The sequence below is a fragment of the Streptomyces sp. NPDC033221 genome (assembly GCF_055577005.1).
Window position 1 is genome coordinate 1 of record NZ_JBVIQN010000066.1, and the last position, 21,583, is coordinate 21,583.

Annotated in this window: 19 protein-coding genes and 2 pseudogenes; 16 read left to right on the plus strand and 5 right to left on the minus strand. The window is 66.9% G+C overall.

Going from position 1 to position 21,583, the window contains the following annotated elements:
* Window positions 1-205: 205 nt before the first annotated feature.
* From ACZ53K_RS41280 to ACZ53K_RS41300, 5 genes are all read left to right on the plus strand, one after another.
* On the plus strand, window positions 206-592 hold the full coding sequence (locus ACZ53K_RS41280; protein WP_468847891.1) for a GNAT family N-acetyltransferase: 387 nt from the start codon (window positions 206-208) through the stop codon (window positions 590-592).
* Window positions 538-804 carry a TetR family transcriptional regulator gene (locus ACZ53K_RS41285; protein WP_468847894.1) on the plus strand — a complete coding sequence of 89 codons (267 nt, stop codon included), beginning with the start codon at window positions 538-540 and terminating at the stop codon, window positions 802-804. Before ACZ53K_RS41280 ends, ACZ53K_RS41285 begins: the two co-directional genes overlap by 55 nt.
* Before the next feature lie 756 nt (window positions 805-1,560).
* Complete coding sequence (locus ACZ53K_RS41290; protein WP_468847934.1) at window positions 1,561-2,640, plus strand: bifunctional DNA primase/polymerase; 1,080 nt, start codon at window positions 1,561-1,563, stop codon at window positions 2,638-2,640.
* Window positions 2,637-4,184 (plus strand): DNA primase family protein, encoded by a 1,548-nt coding sequence (locus ACZ53K_RS41295; RefSeq protein WP_468847897.1) that lies wholly within the window; start codon window positions 2,637-2,639, stop codon window positions 4,182-4,184. The genes ACZ53K_RS41290 and ACZ53K_RS41295 overlap by 4 nt, the downstream gene beginning before the upstream one ends.
* Entirely contained in the window at window positions 4,181-4,585 is a 405-nt protein-coding gene (locus ACZ53K_RS41300; protein WP_468847899.1) for a DUF6009 family protein, read from the plus strand. Before ACZ53K_RS41295 ends, ACZ53K_RS41300 begins: the two co-directional genes overlap by 4 nt.
* Window positions 4,586-4,634: 49 nt before the next feature.
* Here the strand turns inward: ACZ53K_RS41300 and ACZ53K_RS41305 are convergent, their stop codons facing one another.
* Window positions 4,635-5,132: a hypothetical protein gene (locus ACZ53K_RS41305; RefSeq protein WP_468847901.1), complete on the minus strand. Its 498-nt coding sequence runs from the start codon at window positions 5,130-5,132 to the stop codon at window positions 4,635-4,637.
* Between the two features lie 203 nt (window positions 5,133-5,335).
* Here ACZ53K_RS41305 and ACZ53K_RS41310 point away from each other — a divergent pair, with 203 nt between their 5' ends.
* The 10 genes and pseudogenes from ACZ53K_RS41310 (at window position 5,336) to ACZ53K_RS41355 (ending at window position 18,718) form a co-directional block, all read left to right on the plus strand.
* A complete protein-coding gene (locus tag ACZ53K_RS41310) occupies window positions 5,336-6,076 on the plus strand; it encodes a hypothetical protein (RefSeq protein WP_468847903.1) in 741 nt (246 codons plus the stop codon).
* Window positions 6,077-6,595: 519 nt separating this feature from the next.
* The gene (locus ACZ53K_RS41315) at window positions 6,596-10,075 is read left to right on the plus strand and encodes an SNF2-related protein (RefSeq protein WP_468847906.1); all 3,480 of its coding nucleotides are present in this window, start codon (window positions 6,596-6,598) and stop codon (window positions 10,073-10,075) included.
* A gap of 590 nt (window positions 10,076-10,665) precedes the next feature.
* Entirely contained in the window at window positions 10,666-12,423 is a 1,758-nt protein-coding gene (gene ltrA, locus ACZ53K_RS41320) for a group II intron reverse transcriptase/maturase (RefSeq protein WP_468847908.1), read from the plus strand.
* Between the two features lie 100 nt (window positions 12,424-12,523).
* Window positions 12,524-12,868 (plus strand): annotated as a pseudogene (locus tag ACZ53K_RS41325) (SNF2-related protein); the annotation flags it as partial.
* A gap of 33 nt (window positions 12,869-12,901) precedes the next feature.
* Window positions 12,902-13,471, plus strand: a complete 570-nt coding sequence (locus ACZ53K_RS41330; protein ID WP_468847937.1) for a helicase-related protein — start codon at window positions 12,902-12,904, stop codon at window positions 13,469-13,471.
* Window positions 13,468-14,376 carry a hypothetical protein gene (locus ACZ53K_RS41335; RefSeq protein WP_468847911.1) on the plus strand — a complete coding sequence of 303 codons (909 nt, stop codon included), beginning with the start codon at window positions 13,468-13,470 and terminating at the stop codon, window positions 14,374-14,376. The genes ACZ53K_RS41330 and ACZ53K_RS41335 overlap by 4 nt, the downstream gene beginning before the upstream one ends.
* A gap of 533 nt (window positions 14,377-14,909) precedes the next feature.
* Entirely contained in the window at window positions 14,910-15,470 is a 561-nt protein-coding gene (locus ACZ53K_RS41340) for a hypothetical protein (protein WP_468847914.1), read from the plus strand.
* 827 nt (window positions 15,471-16,297) lie between these two features.
* Window positions 16,298-17,446, plus strand: coding sequence for a hypothetical protein (locus ACZ53K_RS41345; RefSeq protein ID WP_468847917.1), 1,149 nt, complete (start codon window positions 16,298-16,300; stop codon window positions 17,444-17,446).
* 88 nt (window positions 17,447-17,534) lie between these two features.
* A complete protein-coding gene (locus ACZ53K_RS41350) occupies window positions 17,535-17,876 on the plus strand; it encodes a hypothetical protein (protein WP_468847920.1) in 342 nt (113 codons plus the stop codon).
* 296 nt (window positions 17,877-18,172) lie between these two features.
* Window positions 18,173-18,718 carry a hypothetical protein gene (locus ACZ53K_RS41355; protein ID WP_468847923.1) on the plus strand — a complete coding sequence of 182 codons (546 nt, stop codon included), beginning with the start codon at window positions 18,173-18,175 and terminating at the stop codon, window positions 18,716-18,718.
* A 288-nt stretch (window positions 18,719-19,006) separates the two neighbouring features.
* Here ACZ53K_RS41355 and ACZ53K_RS41360 read toward each other — a convergent pair whose 3' ends face one another.
* The 4 genes from ACZ53K_RS41360 to ACZ53K_RS41375 all read right to left on the minus strand — a co-directional run bounded on the left by ACZ53K_RS41360 (window position 19,007) and on the right by ACZ53K_RS41375 (window position 21,234).
* Window positions 19,007-19,699 (minus strand): hypothetical protein, encoded by a 693-nt coding sequence (locus tag ACZ53K_RS41360; RefSeq protein ID WP_468847926.1) that lies wholly within the window; start codon window positions 19,697-19,699, stop codon window positions 19,007-19,009.
* A gap of 320 nt (window positions 19,700-20,019) precedes the next feature.
* The gene (locus ACZ53K_RS41365; RefSeq protein ID WP_468847928.1) at window positions 20,020-20,298 is read right to left on the minus strand and encodes a contact-dependent growth inhibition system immunity protein; all 279 of its coding nucleotides are present in this window, start codon (window positions 20,296-20,298) and stop codon (window positions 20,020-20,022) included.
* Window positions 20,299-20,303: 5 nt separating this feature from the next.
* Window positions 20,304-20,621 (minus strand): RNase A-like domain-containing protein, encoded by a 318-nt coding sequence (locus ACZ53K_RS41370; protein ID WP_468847940.1) that lies wholly within the window; start codon window positions 20,619-20,621, stop codon window positions 20,304-20,306.
* Between the two features lie 250 nt (window positions 20,622-20,871).
* The gene (locus ACZ53K_RS41375) at window positions 20,872-21,234 is read right to left on the minus strand and encodes a Hint domain-containing protein (protein ID WP_468847931.1); all 363 of its coding nucleotides are present in this window, start codon (window positions 21,232-21,234) and stop codon (window positions 20,872-20,874) included.
* A gap of 71 nt (window positions 21,235-21,305) precedes the next feature.
* On the opposite strand from ACZ53K_RS41375, the pseudogene manB reads away from it, so the two are divergent.
* A pseudogene (gene manB / locus ACZ53K_RS41380) lies at window positions 21,306-21,473 on the plus strand (phosphomannomutase/phosphoglucomutase); the annotation flags it as partial.
* Between the last annotated feature and the right edge of the window lie 110 nt (window positions 21,474-21,583).

Below are 21,583 nucleotides of genomic sequence, written 5' to 3' on the forward strand. Positions count from 1 at the left end.
CAGCGTGCTGTTCGCCATGCTCCGCGACAGCACCCTCCACGAACCCCGAACCCCACGCCTCGCTTGACGAAAGACATAGAGGCACCCCCCCCCGCCCCCGGGAACGGCCCACACCCGCGTCCAGCTCCGCATCTTCGACCAGCCTCGCCCCGAGCCCGCGGAGCAGCCCGGCTCCGTGCGGGCCGTAGACAGCCTTCCCGGGCCCGTGAGGACAACATTCGCCGCGTTCGCCGACCGGCTCACCAGCGATGGCTTCGCGTTCTTGCACCATCAGATGCAGGCCGGCACGGTCGGCACGGTCCTGGCGGTAACCGACGACGACAGCGGCCGGGTGGTCGGCGCGATCGGCCCCATGGAGACCTTGACCGACTCCGCAGGAGCCATCCGGCTCCTGCCGCAGTATTTCGGCGTCCTCCCCGAACACCGGGGCCACGGCTACGGCCGGGCCCTGTGGCGGGCGGCCATGCACTGGGGCGCCACCCACGGCGCCGCCTACCAGCTGTTGCAGACCGAGACCGGTGGGGCCTCCGACCAGCTGTGCCAAGCCGAAGGGCTACGCTCCCTCGGCTTCGTGCAGACCACCAAACTCTGACCCGGGGCGGGCGCCACCGCCACCACCGTCGAGCAGCAGCGCGAAGTTACGGCGGCGCGTCCCTCTCACAGATCACCGCCCGGGCCGGCGTGGCGGCCCGGGCGGTGTACTTCCACTTCCGCAGCAAGGAAGGCATCGCCTACGCGCTGCTCGACCTCGATCCCTGGACGGCCTGCAGCGAGCAGCCGGATGCAGTTCCGTACCCTGCCTGAGCGCTCGTCGCCGGAGAGCGGATCCGCGCGGCCGCAGCGACCAACATCCGCTCTCAGTGACTGTGGAGAGTTTGGTCGCTGATCCGAGCTCCGTAGAAAACTGCAGGTCAGAGTAGAGAAGAATGACAATCAGCGACTGAAGCGACTGAAGGGTGGTATCTATGACGCGCACGCGCGCACAGGAATGTCTTCATAATCCGGAACGAGAGTCGCTTCAGTCGCTGCCGCCAACTGAAATCGCTCCTGACCAGGCTTTTTGTGCAGTACTGAAGGGCAACGACTGAAGTGCTCGAGTCTCTGGGGGCTGGGCTGAGGGCCGCCGCTGCGTCATGCGGCGTTCTCCGGTCGCTGGCTGGTGCGACCACCCGGCCGTCAGTTCTGCACCGGCGCTGGTGCGCGCCGGGCGGGGGGAATGGTGCTGACAACGCGGTGGTCAGGCGTCGCGCCATCTGGGGCACAGCGACCGAAGCGACTCGAGTCCAGGACTCAGCACGGCGGCCACGGTGCTGTCTCCTCCTGCTTGTATACCTCGGTCGCTTCGGTCGCTGTGGTTGTTAGAACCAGCCTGCGTACATACAAACGGTCGCGAGCCGCCCGCCACGCCGGTCACCTGTGCCCCAAGGCCGAAGCGATTCGCTACTGTGTGGTGCGACCTATTTAGAACTTCAGTCGCTTCAGTCGCTGACAGCTAGGCGAACAGGTGCTGACCTGCAGCTTCGTCAGCGACTGAAGCGAACGACTAGCAGCACCGAGGACATCATCCACTCGACACCGCCCAGCCCGGACCCGCGCACCGTCGCCCACTGGTGCGCGCAGGCAGGCTGGCCTGTCCATCCCTTGGCGCCGGGACGCAAGACACCGGCTGCCAACTGCCGGGCCTGCTCCCAGCCGGGTCACCGCCATACCGGCTGTTCCTGCCTGACCAGCGGACGATGGTGCCACGGTTTCCACGCCGCGACCACGGATCGGGCACTCATCGACTCCTGGTGGTCCATCCGCCCGGCCCCCGGCGTCGGCGTTGCCTGTGGCCCTGCTGGCCTGGTCGTCATCGACATCGACGCGCACAGCGCCTCGCTGCCGACGCGTGACAAGCTCTGGCCCGGCATTACCGTCGAGGACCACGTCGACCTGACCGGACTGGAGAACGGCTTCCACACCCTGGCCGTACTGGCCGCCCTGCGCGGCCACCCCAGCCCCGCGGACGACGAGCAGACCCTGCGCGTGCACACCCCCTCCGGAGGCCTGCACGTCTGGTACCAGGCTGGGCCGGGCCGCAGATGGCTGTGCTCCAGCGGCTCCAGCGCCGGCCGCGCCCTGGCCTGGCAGGTCGACGTCCGCGGCAGCGGCGGCTACATCATCGCCCCCGGCACCACCACCGGCCAGGGCACCTACATCCCGGTAGGGGAGTGCCGCACTCCCGCGGCGTTGCCGCCGTGGCTGGCCGAGGAACTGACCCGCACCGGTCACCTCGACCGGCCGACCGAAGAATCCGTCCCCCGGATACGGAAAGTGCCGTCCCGTGCCCGGCAGGCGGTCGTCGACGCAGGCGGCGGCCGCGACGCTGCCGCACGCACCCTGGAAACGGTCCTGGCGGAGGTCGCCGGCTGCACGGCAGCGGCCGAAGGGACCGGCTTCTCCGACAAGCTCAACCGCGCGGCCTTCACAGCCGGCGGCCTGGTCGCCTCCGGCCTGCTCACCTTCGACACCGCCGAACAGGCTCTGAGCGCTGCCGCCGAGCACGCCCGGCCCGGCCAGCACCACCGCTCCGCCTCCATCATCCGCAGCGGCCTGAACGCCGGTGCCCGACGTCCCCTCATCCCCGGAGGCTGCCCGTGAACGCCGGTGCCTTCGACCCGGCCGCGGTTGCCCGCGCGATCCTCAACCAATCCGCCCCCCAGCCGGTACCCCCGGCAGCCTTCGCTGCTCCGGCGACGCTGCTGCCTGCCCAGAGCGTTGCCTCCCCAGCAGACGGGCACGCCCCCTTCCGCACCACCGACACCGGCCTGCTGCCGGACTCGCTGACCGACCGCGGCATGGCCAAGACCTTCGCGCACCTGTACGCGGGCGACTACCGGCACGTCAACGGACTGGGCTGGTACAAGTGGAACACCTACCGCTGGGAGCCCGACGAACACGACACCATCGTGTGGGCCGCCGGCGACATGGCCGAATCTCTGGCCACCAAGGACCCCAGCGGCCACTACACCGACGCCGAACTGCGCCGCGAACGCCGCCGCGCCATGTCCACCTCCGGCATCAAGTCCATGCTCCACCAGGCCCGCTCCGCGAACGGCATGCTGCTCGACGCCTCCCACCTGGACGCCGACCCCTACGTCCTGTGCACCCCCGGCGGCATCGCCGACCTGCGCACCGGGCACATCAGCGCACCCGACCCGCACCGCGACTTCCACTCCCGCGCCACCACCACCGCCCCCCAGAACATGCCAACCCCGCGATGGCACCGGTTCCTGACCGACACCTTCGGCGATGACACCGAGGGCCGGGAGATGATCCGCTACCTGCACCTGCTGCTGGGCTACTCCATCACCGGCGACGTCGGCGCGCAGATCCTCGCCTTCCTCTACGGCATGGGCAAAAACGGCAAAAGCGTCCTGCTGGACGTCATCGTCAAACTCCTCGGCGACTACGCCGACGCCGCCCCGCCCGGATTCCTGATGGCCAAGCAGTTCGAAGGCCACCCCACCGACCTGGCCGAACTGCACGGCCGCCGCGTCATCGTCTGCTCCGAGCTGAAAGCCGGCGACCGCTTCGACGAATCCCGCGTCAAGCTCCTGACCGGCGGCGACATCATCAAGGCCCGCCGTATGCGCCAGGACTTCTTCTCCTTCGTGCCCACCCACAAGCTGTTTCTGCTCGGCAACCACCGCCCCGAGGTCGGCACCGGCGGCTTCGCCTTCTGGCGCCGCATGCGGCTGGTCCCCTTCGAACGGGTCGTCCCCGACGCCCGCAAGGTCGACAATCTCGCCGACGTCCTGGTGCGCGAGGAAGGCCCTGGCATCCTGGCCTGGCTGATCGACGGAGCCGCCCGCTACCTCGCGGGCGAGAAGGATCTGACCGGCCCCGAACGGGTACGGGTAGCCACAACGGCGTACGCGGAGACGGAGGATCACATGGGACGCTTCCTCTCCGAGACCTGCAAGATCGAAACCGGGCTCCGCGCCGAGCAAAAACACCTCTACCTGGCTTACGCCCGCTGGTGCGAAGCCGAAGGGGCCACTCCGGTCTCCTCCCGCGCCTTCGCCGGCCGGGTCCGCGAGACCCTCGGCATGAGCTCGCCGAAGGAGATGGCCACCTCCAACTCCAAGAAGTACTACCCAGGCATCGGTCTCATCGCCGACATCATCGAGGAGCAGGCGTGAGTGCCCTGATCGAACCCGCGGACCTCACGCACGAAACCGACCTTGTGTGGCTGGAGGACATCACCGGTCTCGACTACGTCCGCCAGTCCCTGGACCGCGTCTCCAGCCGACGACGCCAGCCCCCCTACCACCGCGACGGCCGGCTCGTCGGCTACGCCATCCTCGGTCCCACCGCCAAAGCCTCCCGGGCCTCCGGAACCCATCTGCGCCGCGTCTTCTGGCTCGCCCCTCACGACCGGGACCAGCAGCCCGACGGCCTCTACGCCACGGCCGCTCCCTCCGAAGCTGTAGACCCCCGTACCCTGCAGCCAGGAGTGAAGGGCTACAAGACCGAACGCTCCGAAGGCGGCCCTGCCTCGGACGCCATGCGCGAAATGGGGATAACCCTGCCCAAGGCATAGTCGGCGCATTTTTTGCGCTTACCGCCCCCGGGGCAGGGTTGCCGGCCGGTCACGAGCCGAGACCCGTCTTGATCTCTGTTTCCCAGACGGTGTAGGCGCGGTCGACGTGCAGGGCGGCCAGGTAGGCGGACAGCCGGTCGTCGTCGGCATCGGCCAGCGCATCGTGGGTGAGGACGGTACGCGCTTGAGCCAGCCGGTCCTTCACCCGCCACCACTGCCGGTCGACCCCGGCCCTTTCCTGGACCGTCTCGTACAGGGCCTGCAGCGCGTAGCGGACTGGGCGTACGTCGCCCGGAGCCACGTCCAGACGCGGAATGGTGGGGTCGAGGGCGCTCCGGCCCCAGGTGTTGATCCGCACGACAATCCGCCGCAACGAGACCTCCGCCATCGGAATGCCGAAGGCCGAGTCGTCGGCGGGCACCTCCTGACCGGGACGGGCCGGCGCATTCGGCGTCAGGGCGAGCAGGCCAGCCTGTTCCAGCAGCCGGGCCATGGGCCCGCAGGCGTCCTCGACCTGGTGGAACGGGCAGTATTCCGGGATCAACACAAGGCCTTCCACGACGCGGCGATCAGCAGAGCGGGCCATGCTACGGCAGCCCATCCGCCGGCTCGGCGCGCCGCCCTTGCGGTACTTTCAGTCGAATTTTGGCTACGCTGCGCGTGCAGCGCTTCGGCGCTGATTCTTGGCAGTGGGGCGGTGTCGGCGTGTCATGACATCGGCATCGCCGCGCTGCGGTACAAATCCCCTCCATGGCGAGTACCACCCCCACTCCGCCCAAGTCGGCACGTGTGATCGCGCGTCGGCGTAACGGAGCTGCCCGGCGCGTCGAGATCTCCGCCCAAGAGGTGGAGGAAGCCTTTCGGCTCCTGCAGTACCTGCCGACTCCCGAGGCCCGCCAGCTGCGGGACAAGTTCGCCGCCGTTCTCCGGCCGGTGTGCAACTGGGCATCGTCACGCACGGCGCCGTGCTCCAACTACCCGGCCTGGGGCCCCTGCGGGGCGTTTGTCGGCGCGCCGAGGGAGCGCTGCGCCGAGCACCAGTGGCCGCTGCCCGCCGGTGCCGCTGATCCCTTCCCGGACCGGTGCATCGTGACGTTGGACAAGGAACTCGAGGATTCTCGTTGGGTGCGCTACTCCGGCGGGCTGCGCTGCCCGTTCGACCGTCGCGTGGGAAGTGACCGGTGTGCCCATCACGATCCGCGTGACAGCGAACGATGCGGTCGCCCTGTGGACGACGACGGCACCTGCATGGCCCCGCAGGGAGTGTTCGCATGCCAGGACCACCGGTACGCGAAACTCGCGGTCGTCAAGAGCCAGCTCGAACAACTGCCGGTGACCCTGGACTGCGGTCAGTGCGGCGCCGTCTCAGGCGAGAGCTGCACCAGCAAGAGCGGGCGGGCTGTCGCGTTCCACAAGAGGCGCGCCGGCGCCAGCAAGGACTTGGAGAAGCACGAGGCACTGTCCTACACGATCGAGTGGCTGAGCCTGTGAGCGGGCTCACGACGCCCGTGGCCCTCCCGTACGCACTGACCTTCTGCCGGAACAAGGGCATGGGTGGGGACGTGGCGTGCGTGCGTCCTCCTAGCAGGTGAACCACGCGGCCCCACCCTTCTGTCCCCCGAACGAGTCGGTCCGCGCGGCCGCGTTCGAGCTCTCCTGACGGGCCGTCGCACGCAAACTCTCTGGTCAACGGCGTCCCGTCGCGGGCTCTGGCGGGTTTTGTTCATGGGATCCCGAGCATGAAGGTGCTGATTTGCTAGCTATCGCCCCATTTCCGCGTTTTCCTCCGTGAAGGTTGCGATGGCCTCTGTACCGCTGGATTCCACTGTCCGTGTACCACGTCCCGCGTCCGGTTCCCGTGTTGCTCTGGAGTCAGCGGATCCGCATGTCTTCTCCCGGCTGTTGGAGGCGGCGTATGCCAACCGCCACTTGCCTCCTGATGTCGCCGCGGAGGCCGCCGCACGCGGGGGCTCTGGACGCCTGGGCATCAGGGACCTGCGACTGCTGTTGATGCGGGCTGCCACGCTCCCCTCCGCCCAGGCGGCCGTCTCCGGCGCGTGGGCGATTGTCTCGGCACGCCCCGAGCTGGCCACTTCCGTGCTTCATACGCACTGCCAGGACATCGGCGCCGCGTCGGCCTTCGTGATCCGCGAGGTACCCAGCGCGAACCCGATGCTGTTCAGCGCTCAGGCCGGGTGGCGGGAGCCCGGATCGAGCGCCCACGGCGCCGTGGTGACGCGCCCGAGCCGCAAGGCCGCCCATCAGTGCGCGGCCGTGAGCCTGCTCGGTCACCTCTGCGGAGCCGAGCCGGTCGAACAGGACAGCACCCTGGCCGGATGGGTACCCGCCGGCCGGTTCTCATCGGCTTCGCCCCCAGCCCAGGCACGGGATGCCCCCTTCCCGACCCGTCTTCAAAAGGCTCTGGAGCGTCCCCAGGTCGCGCCGGCGGAAGTGGCCGAGATCGTCTTGCGGATCAACGCAGGTGAACTGATCCCGCGCGACCTGCACGCTGTTCTGTTCACCGCCCGCGCGACAGCATGGCTGCCGGCTCGCGAGGCGGCCCTGGCCGCGGTGAGTGATCCCAGCGTCGCTGTGGCCGTGCTGACTTTGCATCAGTCACTGCGCCACACGGCGACGCCTTCCTATACAGAAGAGGTACGCAAGAGCGAGCCCGGTCCGCCGCTCTTTCGGTTGCGCGCTACCTGCACGATCGACGGAGAGGAGATCAGCGAGCTCGGTCCCTGGCGCAACAACAAGCGGCAGGCGCGGGGAGCAGCCGCACACCGGCTCCTGGCCCAGCTCGCCGGACTGCCGGTGCAAGCGCCGCTGCCGCTCCAGGGCACCCGACCGCTCCCGGCAACGGGGAACGGCCGTGCGCAGGAGAATGATCCGCAGGAGCAGCTGAAGGTCCTGGCCGAATCCGGTGCGATCAGCGAGCTCGTCTTCAAGGGCGCGCCCGGCATCACGGGCCTGGAGCCGCTGTTCGTGTCCGTTGCCGCCTGCGAACACCGCGGTGAACTGCTCACCGTCACCGAGCGGGGGCCGGGCCGCTCCAGCACGCGGCTGTCGGCCGCGCGTCAACTGCTGCTCACCGTCCAGCGCGCCATGAAGGCAGGCCGAGGACTGCGCCTGGGCCGTATCCCGGTGCCGGAGCTCGGCGGCAAGAACCCGCTGATGCTCCTGAACGAGTTCAAACAGACCGGCAAGATCAGCAAGTTGCGCATCGAGGATCCCGAGAAGGAGGCCGCGGGATTCGTCGCACGGATCACCTGCCAGGTGCACTCGGAGTGGCTGGAGGCCGTCGGCCATGGGCCCAACAAGCGCGAAGCGCAACACCAGGCCGCTGATGCCATGGTCGAATTGCTGGCCACTCCCGTGGCGGGGCAGGGTCACGACCAGAAGGCATCCACCGCTCCGGAACCGGCTGCCGCGGCTGCTGCCAGTGCGGGAGCCGTAGGTGCGCACCGCAATCCGGCCGGGCCCCTCGCGGACCGCGATGAGGCGGCAGCCGCCGAGGACGCACTCGTCGAACTGCTGCAGCAAGGCACGGACATCACCATCGATCTGCAGGACGGCACCGGCCGCTTCCTGCTCTACCAGGCCGACGGGCTCCCGCTGGCGGCCATCTGCCACAAGCCGATCAGACGCTGCACGGCCGACCTCGTCCTGCCCGGCCAGGGCCTCGCGGTCGGCCCCCGCCCGGTGGAATGCTGGCAGGTACCCGTGCGGCTCTTGGCCAACGCTACGGCCCGGACGTCCGACGGCGACAAGATCGCTCCGTCCATCCAGCTGTGGCATCAGATGATCCAACTCGGGCTGGCCGGGGTGGCCGACGGCCGGGTGTACCCCACGCTGGACAGCAATGGCGCCGACGTGTGGCGCCTGGGCCCGCTCAACGAACACGAGCGCCAGCGTGCGCGGCAACTGCGCCAGGCCATGGTGCCTCCCGCGCACTGCGGGGCCGCCACCGACACCCCGCCCTACCTCCTGTGGGCGCCGCGCGTCGCGATCCGCGCCGGGCTTGACGCGGTCGCCGAGGCGATGCTGCGCGGTCCTGGTACCTCAGCGGTCCTGGGACACATCCCGTTCACCGCCCCCATCCCGCAGCAGCAGAACAGCCCCGCTCTGCACCAGTGGGCCGACCGCGCTGAAGACGATCGCGCCGATACACCGGCCGTGGACCTGAAGCTGTCCGTACGGGCCCCGAAGAAGGGCAGCCCCAGCGACACGGAGCTGCTGTGGGCCGAGCTCCTGGTCGCCCAGCCCACCGCGGAGAGCCGCAAGCAGCAGTTGTTCCGCCCGGTTGCGCAGGTAGCCAGCGACGAGGCAGTGGTGGGGCTCATCCGCCGACGGCTGCGGCGTATCGCCGAGGTGTGGGAGCCAGCCGGGCGGCTCCTTGACCGCCCAGTGCCCGACCGGTTCACGCTGCTCGCCGGCGAGGCCGTCCTGCTGCTGGGCGGCACACGGGACCAGCTGGAGCGGGCCGGCCTGAGTGTGTACTGGCCCCATCACTGGGCCGATCTGCTGCGCACCCGAGCAGTGGTCGGAGGACGGCCCAACGGGCCCGCGGCCGTGCCCCGGCCGCGGTTTTCCCTCGACGACGTGCTGGACGGCCGATGGCAGATGTCGGTCGGCGACGCCGACCTCTCCGACCAGGAGATGGACGACCTCGCCCAGGCGCCACGGCCGCTGGCCAAGGTCCGGGGCCAGTGGGTGATGGTCGACGAAGACACCGCCCGGCGTGCCGCCGACCGCGGCATCGGCCCGCTCTCCTCGGACCAGGCCCTCCGCGCGTCCTTGACTGGGCGCATCGACGTCGACGGGCAGGACATGCCCTGCGAGCCGACGGCCGCTCTCGCCGACCTCGTGGACTTCCTGCGCACCGGCTCCCGCACGACACCCGTTGCGGCGCCGGGAGCCTTGCAGGCCACGCTGCGCGACTACCAGCATCTGGGCCTGGCCTGGCTGGCGAACACCACTGACGCGGGCTTCGGCGCCCTGCTCGCCGACGACATGGGCCTGGGCAAGACCCTGACCGCTCTGGCGCTGCACCTGCACCGCCAGGAAACCACCACGACCGGTGCCACCGGGCCGACCCTGATCGTCTGCCCGGCCTCCGTCGTCATCACCTGGGAGCGGGAGGTCCACCGGTTCGCCCCGACCGTGCCCACCCTGCGCTACCTGGGAGCCGACCGCACCCTCGAAGACGCCACCTCCCGCACGATCGTCATCACGAGCTACGAGACGCTCCGCCGCGACGTCGGCCTGCTGGCCCTGCTGTCCTTCGACCTGGTCGTCGCCGACGAAGCCCAGATGGTCAAAAATCACCGCACCGCCACCGCCACCGCCCGCGCCCTGCGCCGCGTCCGGACCACCGCCCGGGTGGCGCTGACCGGCACCCCGGTGGAGAACAACCGTGCGACACGAAGTCGCTCGGAACGAGTGGTCGAACGAAAGGAGCGCAGATATCGACCCCAGATAGCGGCCTGATCTGGTCCCCAGCCTCGGGTGCGTCGCGGGTAACTGCGGGGTGCTAAGCCGAGGACGAACGCCCAAGAGCTGATGGGGCCACCATCAGCAACAGGCAGGGGAAGCCCAGACGGGTGAGCGGAAGCGAACCTCCGTACGTACGGCTCGTCACTCTCAACACCGCGCTGTGGCAATGCAACCGGCGGTGGAAGTCCCCGACGTTGAGAAGGCGTCACACGGCTCCGGGTTGGTTGACCCCGGAAGTAGGCCGCCGTGGGGACCGGGTCAAAGGAGGCACCCGCCCTGGGCGTAACTCGTACGAGTGGAACGTGGCAACCCCGTAGGAGTCCAGACGAACTCTGGTAGGCCGGAGGCAACGAAGGCTGAACTCTCCTGCGGGCACAGGAGGATTCGAGAAGCGAATGCCGCTGGGACGAAAGTCCAGAGGAAATCCGGAGAATCGGAGGCGCTCCGCCTCCCGGTATAACTCGGCGGATAGCAGGGCCATCCCTGTCCCGAAAGGGTGCTGACGCGAATCTGGTGGCCGATGTAGAGCACGATGACCGATAGCCCTCGCCGGGGCGCAAGTTGGACACCGAGGAGGCGAGCCGATGGACAAAGTCACGACCCGCGATACTCCGAACGTGAACGGAACCCCGGACAGCGATGCAACCCTCTGGCACAGCATTGACTGGGCCGTGCAAGAGGATCATGTCAGGCGACTCGGACAGAGGATCTACAAGGCTCAGAAGGAAGGCAACTTAAAGCAGGTTAGGAACCTGCAAAAGCTCATGCTCAGGTCGCGCGCCAACCTCCTATTAGGAGTCAAGCGCGTAACCCAGCTGAGCCATGGCAAGAAAACGGCGGGTATTGATGGAGAGAGGGCGCTAACTCCAATGGAGCGCGGCCGCTTGGTAAGGCAGCTAACAGCCAAACCCAATCTCAAGGTCAAGCCCGTCAAGCGTGTCTTCATCCCGAAAGCTAATGGGAAGACCCGGCCGCTCGGCATCCCCGTAATCCGAGACAGGATTCACCAAGCAATCGTGAAGAATGCCTTGGAACCGGAATGGGAAGCCAAGTTCGAGGCGCGAAGTTACGGCTTCCGCCCCGGTAGGGGCTGTCAGGATGCCATCAAGGCGATTCACACCATCGTGTCGCAGAAAAGGGCGACGCGACAATGGGTCCTTGATGCTGATCTCTCAGCTGCCTTCGACCGGATCGACCATGAGCTCCTTCTAGACACTCTCGGCAGCTTCCCAGGGAAGACGCATATTCGAAAGTGGCTGAAGGCGGGGGCGATGGAGGACGGACGGTTTCATGCGACTGCGGAGGGAACTCCACAAGGAGGCGTGATCAGTCCACTTCTGCTCAACGTCGCCCTATGCGGGATGGACGCGGCAGTCGGCGCTAATGTTGGAATGGGCACCAAGAGATACGTCAAGCAGCGAGTTCCCGCTATGGTTCGCTATGCTGACGACTTCGTGGGGTTCTGCACAACTAGGGAAGAAGCTGAACAGCTGAAAGCCAAACTGTCGGAGTGGTTGGCCCCGAGAGGTCTGTTCATCAACGAAGAGAAGACGAGAATCGTTCATCTCGATGAGGGATTTGACTTCCTCGGTTTCACTGTTCGACGGTACAGGAACGGCAAGCTGATCATTCGTCCTAGCCGAGATGCCGTAATGCGACTGCGAGGGAGGATTAGAGAGATCATTCGGGAGATGCGCGGCGCGACAGCGGAGAAGCTGATTTCCCGCCTGAACCCGCTCCTCAAAGGATGGTCGATCTACTACCGTGCGGTTGTCTCCAGCAGGGTCTTCAAGGGGGTTGACGCCTACGTTTACACAGCGCTTTGGCGCTGGGCGGTTGCTCGCCACCGGAACAAGTCTGGATGGTGGATCTCCAGGCGGTACTGGGGTCAGCACAAGGCAGGCAGGCGGGATCAATGGGTGTTTGGCGACAATGGCTCGCACCTATATAAGCTCGCCTGGACTCGCATTGTCCGTCATCAGGAAGTACGAGGATCTGCATCCAAGTACGATCCTGACCTGGCGGACTACTGGGCGCACAGGTCGAAGAAGCGACGGATGCCAGGGCTGGAAAACAGACGCATTATCAGCCTCGCAGCCCGTCAGAAGGGCTTGTGCCCCGGATGCGGTCAAGACCTCGTCGAAGGAGCGGGATACGACCCGGAAGATGTAAGAGACTGGGTCAAGTGGTTCACCGCCTCTTCGAAAGCTCTCCATGTACATCACGTCGTTTTTCGGCGGCATGGAGGCTCTGACGATCCACGCAATCTGGAGCTGCGACATGCTGAATGCCATAGGGAGCTTCACGCCCGTGGCAAGCCAGAGTTGTCAAACCGAAGTTGAGCCCTCAGCGGCTGCTTGAGCCGGATGCGGTTAACGTCGCACGTCCGGTTCTGAGGGGGGTGCGACGCAGTAATGCGTCGCACCTACCCGACTCACCGAGGCGTGGGCCCTCATGGACTGGCTCAACCCCGGCCTGTTCGGCACGCAGCGCGTCTTCCGCGACCAGTTCGCCCGCCCCATCGAGGACAACATCGCCGACACCGAGCGCACCACGCGGCTGTCCGGTCTCATGAGCGCGTTCATGCTGCGCCGCCGCAAGAGCGACCCGGGCATCCTGACCGAGCTGCCGCCCAAGGACATCCGGCCGCGCATCGTCAGCCTCAGCGACGAACAGATCCAGCTCTACCAGCAGACAGCCGACGACACCCTCCAGGCGATCCACGACGCCCAAGGAGTCCACCGCAAAGGCCTGCTGCTGGAGTTGTTCAACAAACTGCAGCAGATCTGCAACTCACCCGCCCAGTACCTCAAAGACCCCTTGGATGAGGATGCCTACGACCCCGAGCAGGCAGCATCCCGGTCCGGCAAGCTCGGCGCGCTCGACGACCTGCTGCCCGCATTGACCGGCCCCGACGAGTCCACGCTGATCTTCACCCGGTACCGGTCCATGGCCAAGCTCCTCGTACGGCATCTGCGCGGCCACGGCCACCACCCGCTCTACTACAGCGGCGACATCCCCTCCGTCCGCGAACGCCAGCGCATCATTGACACTTTCCAGGCCCGCTCCGGCCAGCTCATGGTGATGACGGTCAAAGCCGGCGGCACCGGCCTCACGCTCACTCAGGCCAGCCACGTCGTGCTCTTCGACCGCCCCTGGAACCCCGCCAAGGAGAACCAGGCCATCGACCGCGCCCACCGCCTGGGCCAGCAGCGTACCGTCACCGTGCACCCCCTCATCACGGAGAACACCCTGGAAGACCGCGTCGACGAACTCCTCAACCACAAACGGGCCCTCGCCGACGCCGTGCTCGCCGACGGCTACTCCGCCCTGACCGAACTGACCGACGACCAGATCATCGACCTGATCGCGCTGGGAGCACAGCGATGACCCCGAACGCATGGGCCCACTCCTGGGAGACCATCCTGCGGGCCGCCGTCAACGACGAAGCCCTCTGGCTCGCCGGCCACAACGACCTGTCCGCAGGTGGCCTCACCCACCTCACCCTCGAACCCGGCCGAGCAAGCGCCACCGCCACCGACCGGTACAACACCGCACCAGCACACCCGACGATCACCATGCCGGTCCTCACCGACGCCCAGACCACGGCCTGGCAATCGGCCTCCCCCGCCTGCGGCCACCACCAGGCCGTACGCACCGGCAAGCTCCCTGAATGCCTCGCTAATCCGGCTCACACCGGCAGTGTTCCCACCCGGCCCGCGCCCGAAGAGATCACCTTCGGCTGCGACTGCGGAATCTCACCCTGCCGCCACGCGGCCGCCCTCACCCACGCCATCACCGCACGCCTGAGCGCCCACCCCGCCGACTTCGCCACGCTGCGCGGACTCCCCGCAGATCTCCCGGATCACCACCCGGCCACCAACCCGGAACAGCCCGTCACCACCACCCGCACAACGCCCGGCGGAAAGGTCCACATCCCTGCCCACCACGCATGGGCCTGGTACCGCGAATGCGCAGAACCGCCCCTGCTGCCCACGTACACACCCGAGGTGACCGACGGGCCCGCGCCGGACCTTCCGGCGCGAACGGCCCCTCCCGCTCCTGCACCAGAGGCTGAGCAGCTCCAGGCGCTCATCCATGACGCCGCAACACAGGCGCGGGCACACCTCCATAACGCCACTCAGCTGGAGTGTTCACTGCACGAGGACGTACTCCGCCTGGCGGCCGCGGTCCCTGGAGTCCGGCTTCCCGAAACGGCCGAGCACCTGGGCATCGATATCCCCGATCTACGAGATCAGATCTCGGCGTACACACCGACCCCGCTGCGGCACTAAACAGGAAGCTGGTCACTGATCTCATACAGGACGCGGTGAACCCCCACGTGGATGCGCAGCACGTCGGCGCTGCCGCATGCGCCCTTGAGGCCACGGGCCGAGGAACGACGGCGAGACGGTCGACAGCAGTGAAGACCTCCCGTACGCCCTGCGAAAATGGCCCCGGCGCTTGCCGAAAGCGGTGAAGCGGCAAGGATGCCGTGATGCGCGAGCAGTCGCGCATTCCGTGCCGACGTAATGCTGAGGCCGATGCTCCGACTGGCGGAAGTGTTCAGGTTTTCGCGTTCCTGTGCTGCAGGCAATTCGTTGGGGCGGACAGAGCAGATGACGTCGGGAGGCGAAAACGGTGGGCCGGAGAAAGCCGGGTAAGCAGCGTCGGCCGCGACAGGCGGCGTCCTACAGCCTGCACCAGTTGCAGCCGCCGGGGGACCTGTACGCGGAGTGGATTCAGGTGCCGGCCGGCACGGACCTGTCCCATGCGGGCGGATCCGCGGCTGGACGAGGACTCTCGCGACTTTATGGAGAGGCTCGTAGTGATTGCACCCCACTACGGTGGCGAGGCGCCGATGGCTGCTGTTGTGCTCGATACCGCCATCGACACCGGCCATCTCGGGGTCCTGGAAGGAGCCGATGGCGGTCGCATCGTGCCCCTGCAGCAAGCCGCTGAATTCATCGGTGCCGACGCCGATGCCGTGCGGGACAGCATGCACCGTCTGCACGCCCACGGCGCCTTTCTCGTGGAGGAGTACGAAGACACGCCTTTTATCCGTTTCGTCGCCAAGCCGCCTGGCCGCCCGGGCGATCAGTGGATTTTCGTCGGTGACGAGGCGGCCGCCAACCTTCCTCGGGTATGTGTTCCGCAAGGTGCCGCCGAGGCTCTTACGGCCGAGCAGTTCTCGGCACTGATGTACATGCGAGCCAAGCAGGCGGAGCTGGAACGCCCGGACCCGGAGGAGTACGGGGCGCTGGACGGTGTCGGCGGCACCGAGCGCGCGCAGAAACTGTTCGCCGCGGTCGAGGCGACAGGCTGGGCGGACCAGCGAGGCTGTGAAGCCTGCCCTGCAGGCCACCTCTGCACGCAATCGGACACATAGATAAGAGGCGCCGCAAACCTTCGGCAGCACCTTCGCTTGCCGACGTGCGGTACTGCCGTTTCATCCGGCTGACGCTTCATGTGTCCGTTTCGAACGCATGGCGTATCGCTCGAAAGGACGGTCTCTGCCGGTCTGGCGGCGTGGTCCGCCAGACCAGGAGGACACTGGCCCGATGCTGTGCACCGCGCATACGCACGAAAGGCGACGAAGCAGTGGCGACAGCGACGGGCGGGCCCGGTCGGCGATGGATCGTGCGTCTTGATCCCTACGGCCGCCCTGCGGCGGGCGTGGTCGTCATCAGCTGCAAGGGCAACGGCTCCTGCCCACCGGACCCGACACGTTTCCGTGATCTGACACTGGCCCGGATCAGGGCGCGCGAACACGTGGGCCGGCACATCGCCGAGGCCGGCGGGCCCCGGCCAGAAGCCAGGTGCCGCTGCCGCTGGGACCAGTGCTCCTGGCACGAGTCCAGCCGCCTGCCCCGGTGCAGCGGTCCCACGGCCCTCGTACTGATCTTTGACCGCTTCGACCGCGTATGGGTTCTCGCGGAGACCTGCGCGGCATGCGCTGAGGCCATTCCCCTGGCCAAGGTGCTGTGCGGTGGCCGCCCCCGGCCGCCCGCTGTTCCTCCGTCTGCCGCGGCAGAGCCAGCCCGCGTCGTCCCCAGCGCCCGGCCCAAGATGTCGGACGGCGAGCGTGCCCGCAGCTGCCCGGTGTGCGCGGCCGCCGCACAGGCTGTCCAGGGCGGTGCCGAGGAAGATACCGGAGACAACTTCGCTGGCGCCCCGCAACAGGGAGGCACACCGGCCGTCTTCGGCGAGTACGCCATGGATCTCCTGGAATACCTCGACAACACGGGCGTGGGCACCAGCCCCGAAACCCGCACCGCCGCACTGATGTGTGCCCTGCGGGCCCGGGCGGGAGGCCACTTCATGCTGGCCTATGAGGACCTGACCGAGCAGCGGTGGGACCTTCCCGACGCGGCACTCACCGAACTCATCGACAGCGGCTGGCTGGACGCCTCCTTGGACCAGATCCGCTCGGCAGCCCGCCCCGGACCCGCTCCTGGAGCCGTCCAGTGCCGCATCCCCGACCTGGACCAGGGCACCAGCCGAATGGGGCTTCCCACCAGCGCCCGGCCCCGCTGCAACGGATGGGCTCAGCGCCTGTTCGTCCACCCGCTGCTCGCGGGGCAGACGGCGGGCGTGCGGCTGGGAGCCTTCTTCATCACCGCGAACTGCGAGGAGACCGGGCGGGGGCTGATCCGCCCCCGGGAGATGGCGGCCTTGTGCTGCTACACCTCCCACGCCTTGGCCGTCCCGGTCATGTGCCAGCTGCTCCGCGCAGGCTGGCTGACCCGATGTGAACCAGCTGCCCGGCCCAGCGCCCCGGTCAGCATCCTGGTCTCCCAACACGCCCGGGAGTTCGTGCCCGGCGCGGTACGCGCCACGCAAACCTCGCGAGGCTCAACGCCCGCCCCCATCAACCTGAGCGGTCGCGAATACGCCGTGGCCCGTTGGACCGACGAGTACGTGACCCGGCACGGCCACGGCCCTCGCATCAGAGACCTGATCGCCTCCCAGTGCCTCGAAAACCCCGAGACTCCCTGGGACGAAGTGCAGATGTGGCGGGCCGCCCGCGACCTCGCCGATACCGGGTGGCTCCGGCTGGACGGAAACCGGTGGTACCGCATCCGGCCCGGCGCGAGTTACGAGCGCCGCCGGGCCCATCGGCGGAGCATCGGCCAGCAGCAGCCGGGCACACCTCCCCGCGGCGCCCCGGCGTCACCGCCCCACAGCACGGCCTTCAGATCACCTTGCTCCAGCTCTCCCGGCCCCGCCTGCCTCGACATGCCGGCACAACCAACGCACCAGCCACCGGCCGCCAGAGCAGCGAGCGAGGACGACAAGCACCGTCCCAGCGGCCTGTGGCTGATCCCGGGAGCTGAAGCCGTCCTCGGCCCGCGCCCCGAATGACCCGGCCCTCGCCATGGCACACACCTGCGCCACCAGACACCCATACGCAAAATGGTCGGAGGTGAGGCGAAGGGCAGGTGGCCGCGCAGTGGCACAGACGCCGGCAGAGCGGGCTCTGGCCCGCTCGTACACCACTGGCGACGGGCAGGTCAGGTTCGAGATCACCGGCCTGTCGGTCCAGCGTCATGACAACCGCAGCGTCACCTTCATGTACCGGATCACCGTCGTGCGCCAAGGGCACCAGGACGAACACTGGGAGGTCGCTCTCCCGTGGAACGACCAGTCCTTCACCGACGTGCTCACCTGCCTCCAGCCCGACCCTGATCGGCTGACGCAACTCGTGGACCTGGTCCGCAGCCTGCTCGAAGAATGGTGGGACACCAAGGGGCATAGCCGACGGTCGGCAAAGCTAGGTCGTCAGCTGCACTGATGCAGGCCATCAGCTGTCCGCCCAACCGGCAGGCGGCATGCACAAGGACCTGGAACCCCAGCTTCTCGACTACATTGCAGGCCTGCGCCCACAAGCCAGGGTTTCAGATCACGACGAAGGCCGCCCGGAGCGTTCGGGCGGCCTTCACGCTGTACAGGGCCGACTGCGGTCTCACCCTCCTGCCCAGGGGATTCCGCCACGTGGTGACTCTTCACGACGGCGCCTCCGCCGCATGGGGGAAGCGGATCAGGAGCCAGCATGATCCCTGCGCGCCGGGGATCCAGAACAGTGGTCCCATGACAATCAGCGATACGAGTCCGGCGAGGGCGGCCGAGGGGACCGAGCGGCCGGTGCCGCTCTGGGCGGAGCGCATGGCCCGCCTGATACCTCTCATCGGCCTGCCGGTATGTCTGTGGCGGTTGCCCATCGGATTCGACGTCATGATGGGCATCGACGCTCCTCCCATGACATGGGAGCGGTGGGCCAATGTGTCCTACGTCTTCGCGCTCAGCCTGCTGTCCGAGACGTTTGCGCTGCTGTGCCGCGGTCTGGTCCGCCCGTGGGGCGAGGTCGTACCGGGCTGGGTACCGAGGCTCCGCGGCAGGCGCATACCGCCTTTCGCGGTGATCGTGCCCGGGACGCTCGGGGGGCTGCTCTTCACCGCGCTGCTGGTCGATTGGGCGCTCTGCACATTCCATATCGCGGGCTTCTCGGACGGCCCCTTCACCACCGTGTGGTGGCACATACTGGCTTCCACGGTCAGCGGCCTGATCGCGCTGTGGGGTCCGTTGGTGCTTGCCCTGACGTACGCCTACTACCGGCGCCGTTGTCGGCCAAGCTGAACTGCGCGCTTCGGGAAAGGTGTGTCGAGCGTCCAGATCAGCGGCCGCTGCCGCGACCGGTATGTGCCCGGCACCGGTGGTGCGCATGGTCAGCCCGGGCGTCAGGAAGGCTGTTCTCGACATCGACTACCCAACAGGGACTTGCGGCACTTGCACGCGGACACTTCCTGGGATGCTTCCTGGAGGTGCACAGCTCTGGGTGATTTCACCACGAAAAACTCAGAAGTTCTTGGGGCGCCCCGACTAGACTGAACAAATAACCGGTGGTCGTGATCGCAAGATTTCACGTCACCACGGCAGAGGTTCGTCGGTGGTGAAGTCGTGCGAACTGGAATAGGAATGCCATACGCCCCCCGGGAAGTCGCCTGCCCATTCGAGGGGTTCCGGGGCGGTCGCGGCCAGGGTGACATCGAACCCCTTTTCGCCGGAGCCGCTCGGGTGCAGCAGCGCCAGCCAGTCATCGCCCTTCACGATGCGCGAATCCGGGGCGGGCCAATTCCAGGCAGGGAAAGCGATTTCCCGACCTCCCCCCTGAGAAATGAGTGGGGCAACTTCAACCCCCTCCGCGCTCCTGATTTCCGGAGCCCCCAGAATCGCTTCCACGAGTGTTGCATGAACCAAGAATTCCGAAACGCTTTCCCTGGTGGGGCTCCAGGAGCCCATCTCTTCGGAGGGATCTCGCTCGTGCACCAGACGCTTGGGGTCGGTTGGGTCGAAAGCCCAAATCCATCCCCCTTGAGCCTCGACCCAGAACGGAACTTTTCCGCCCTCCGCCTCTAGCTCGGTCAACGGGATGGCATAATTGTGGGATGTTGCACTTCCGTCCCATTGTGCAGAAATTTCATGCCATTCAATGAGCTCTTGAGGAATGTCGTACGGCCCACTCGGATTCAACTTCAGGCGGGTTCTTACCGGTTCCCCGTACCAGTCCATCAGGAAGTGGAGCAAGCTCTGATTGTCTTCGGGGGAGATGTCACGCATGGGCACTATGATGCGTCAGGGACAGTGGCGCCTTCCCCCCCTGCCACAGCCAACCCCCAGGGGCTTCGGCCTCCAGCTTGGCCACCACAATCTCCTCGACGCGCTCGCGGCAGTGGTGTCGCAGGCTGACGAGTCTCCGACCTGGCGTTTTGCGCAAGGAGGCGTTGATTCGCCGACGGTTACCCGGTAGCAAGTGTGCCGTCAGTCGTTGGCATCCGAGGGTGGGACGACGATTCCTCCAGGCAACGTCTCGAAGGTGGGCCGAGTAGACGACCCGCCACTGTCCGGAACCGTCGAAGGGGCCTCTCACTTTGCCTGTGTTACAGAAGCGCGTCGATCATCTGACGGAACCAGACTGACATCTCTATCCCGTCCTGGCGCGGGTCGTAGCAGGCTCCAGCTTTATCGAGCCAGAGCGCAGCTAGCTCCTCCTCGATCTTACCCGAAGTCAGCATCCTTTCCATAGCGCCTCTGACTTCCTCGATCACCTCGGGAGGTTCACTGTCTCGGAACTCCGCCACGACCTGAATAGGTTCCTCTGCTTCCAGGTCATAATCTTGATGGAAATACGCCTGTGCGAGGTATTGCAATTTTTCCATATTCATCACGGACTCGGGTAGGGGGTGACGATGTGGTATCCGTTCGGCATCGAAGGATTCCGCTGCAGGACAGTGGTTACCTTTGAAGGCGAGAGGATGCCCTGCGCGGCCCGCTCGTACACCCTACCATCCGCGGCATTCATCGGTCCGTTAATCACCCTACGCCCTTCATTTCCTGAAAGCCATTGAGAGATTTGCCCTCGATTGGCGGCAAGGTTTCCACCCGTAGCCCTCTCCGCTGCTGCCAAGTCGGTGAGCGTTGAGGAGTGGCGGATATTACGGGCTGCCAGTTCAGCATCAGTCTTGCCGACATGCTGCTCGATCGCGTGGCCACCTGCAGATTCATGCCGGGCAAGGTTGCAGTTGCTGTTATGAACGAGTACCGGCGTGGTCCCGTGTGTATGCCGTCGATCGTGAGGTTATAGGTGCGGGCCCGCTGGTCGAAGGCACGGTTGGCCTGCACCTGGACCTCGGTACGGTCGATGCTGAGCAACCGGGTGCCGGGCTTGAGTTAGCCGGCTCTGAGCCAGCGATGCGCCGACGGGCTCCAGAAGGGGTGCTCGAAGGTGGCGGTCAGCTTCTGCGCGCCGCGGCCGGTGTGGTGATCGTCAGTTCGTTGAAGTGCTTGTCGTCGTCGGTGACGATGCGGCGAGCGACCTTCCGAGCTGTCGTTTTCCCGGTGAGGGGGTCGGTCGCCAGCACCGTGTCGTTTGTTCTGACGTCTTCGATGTTCCGTGTGGAGTGGTCGGCCATGAGCACCTTGGTGCCGGCCGGGAAGCATTTGCATCCTCCCAAGAGGCCTCGGACCTTGATGCCGAGCTTTTCAACGACACCTGAGCTCTTGAGCAGTTTCGCTCCACCCTTGACGAATTTTCCGCTGGGCGTGAGCTGGGCGATGGCAACCGCGCACCGAGGAGCGAAGGGTCGGCGATGCACTCGGCGGCGTCCTTCGCGCCGATGAAGTCGAGGGCGGCCCCGAAGACACCGTCATCCCCGGCACCCTCGGCGACGCCACCGCGGACCGCCTCGACGGCCTCACCGTCGCCTTCACCGACGGCCGCTGGTTCAACCTCCGCCCGTCCAACACCGAACCGCTGCCCCGTCTCAATGTCGAAGGACCGGCCACCGCGTCCTTGACGGCCCTGCGCGACGAGGTCCTCGGCCTCGTCCGCTGACCCACGGGGCCTAGATGTGCTGTCCCGGGACGTTGGTGACAGGCGACGCGCCTGGAGTGGTGCTTGAACGAGGTGAGGGCCTTCTGGCTCGGTGTGGATTGCATCATCTA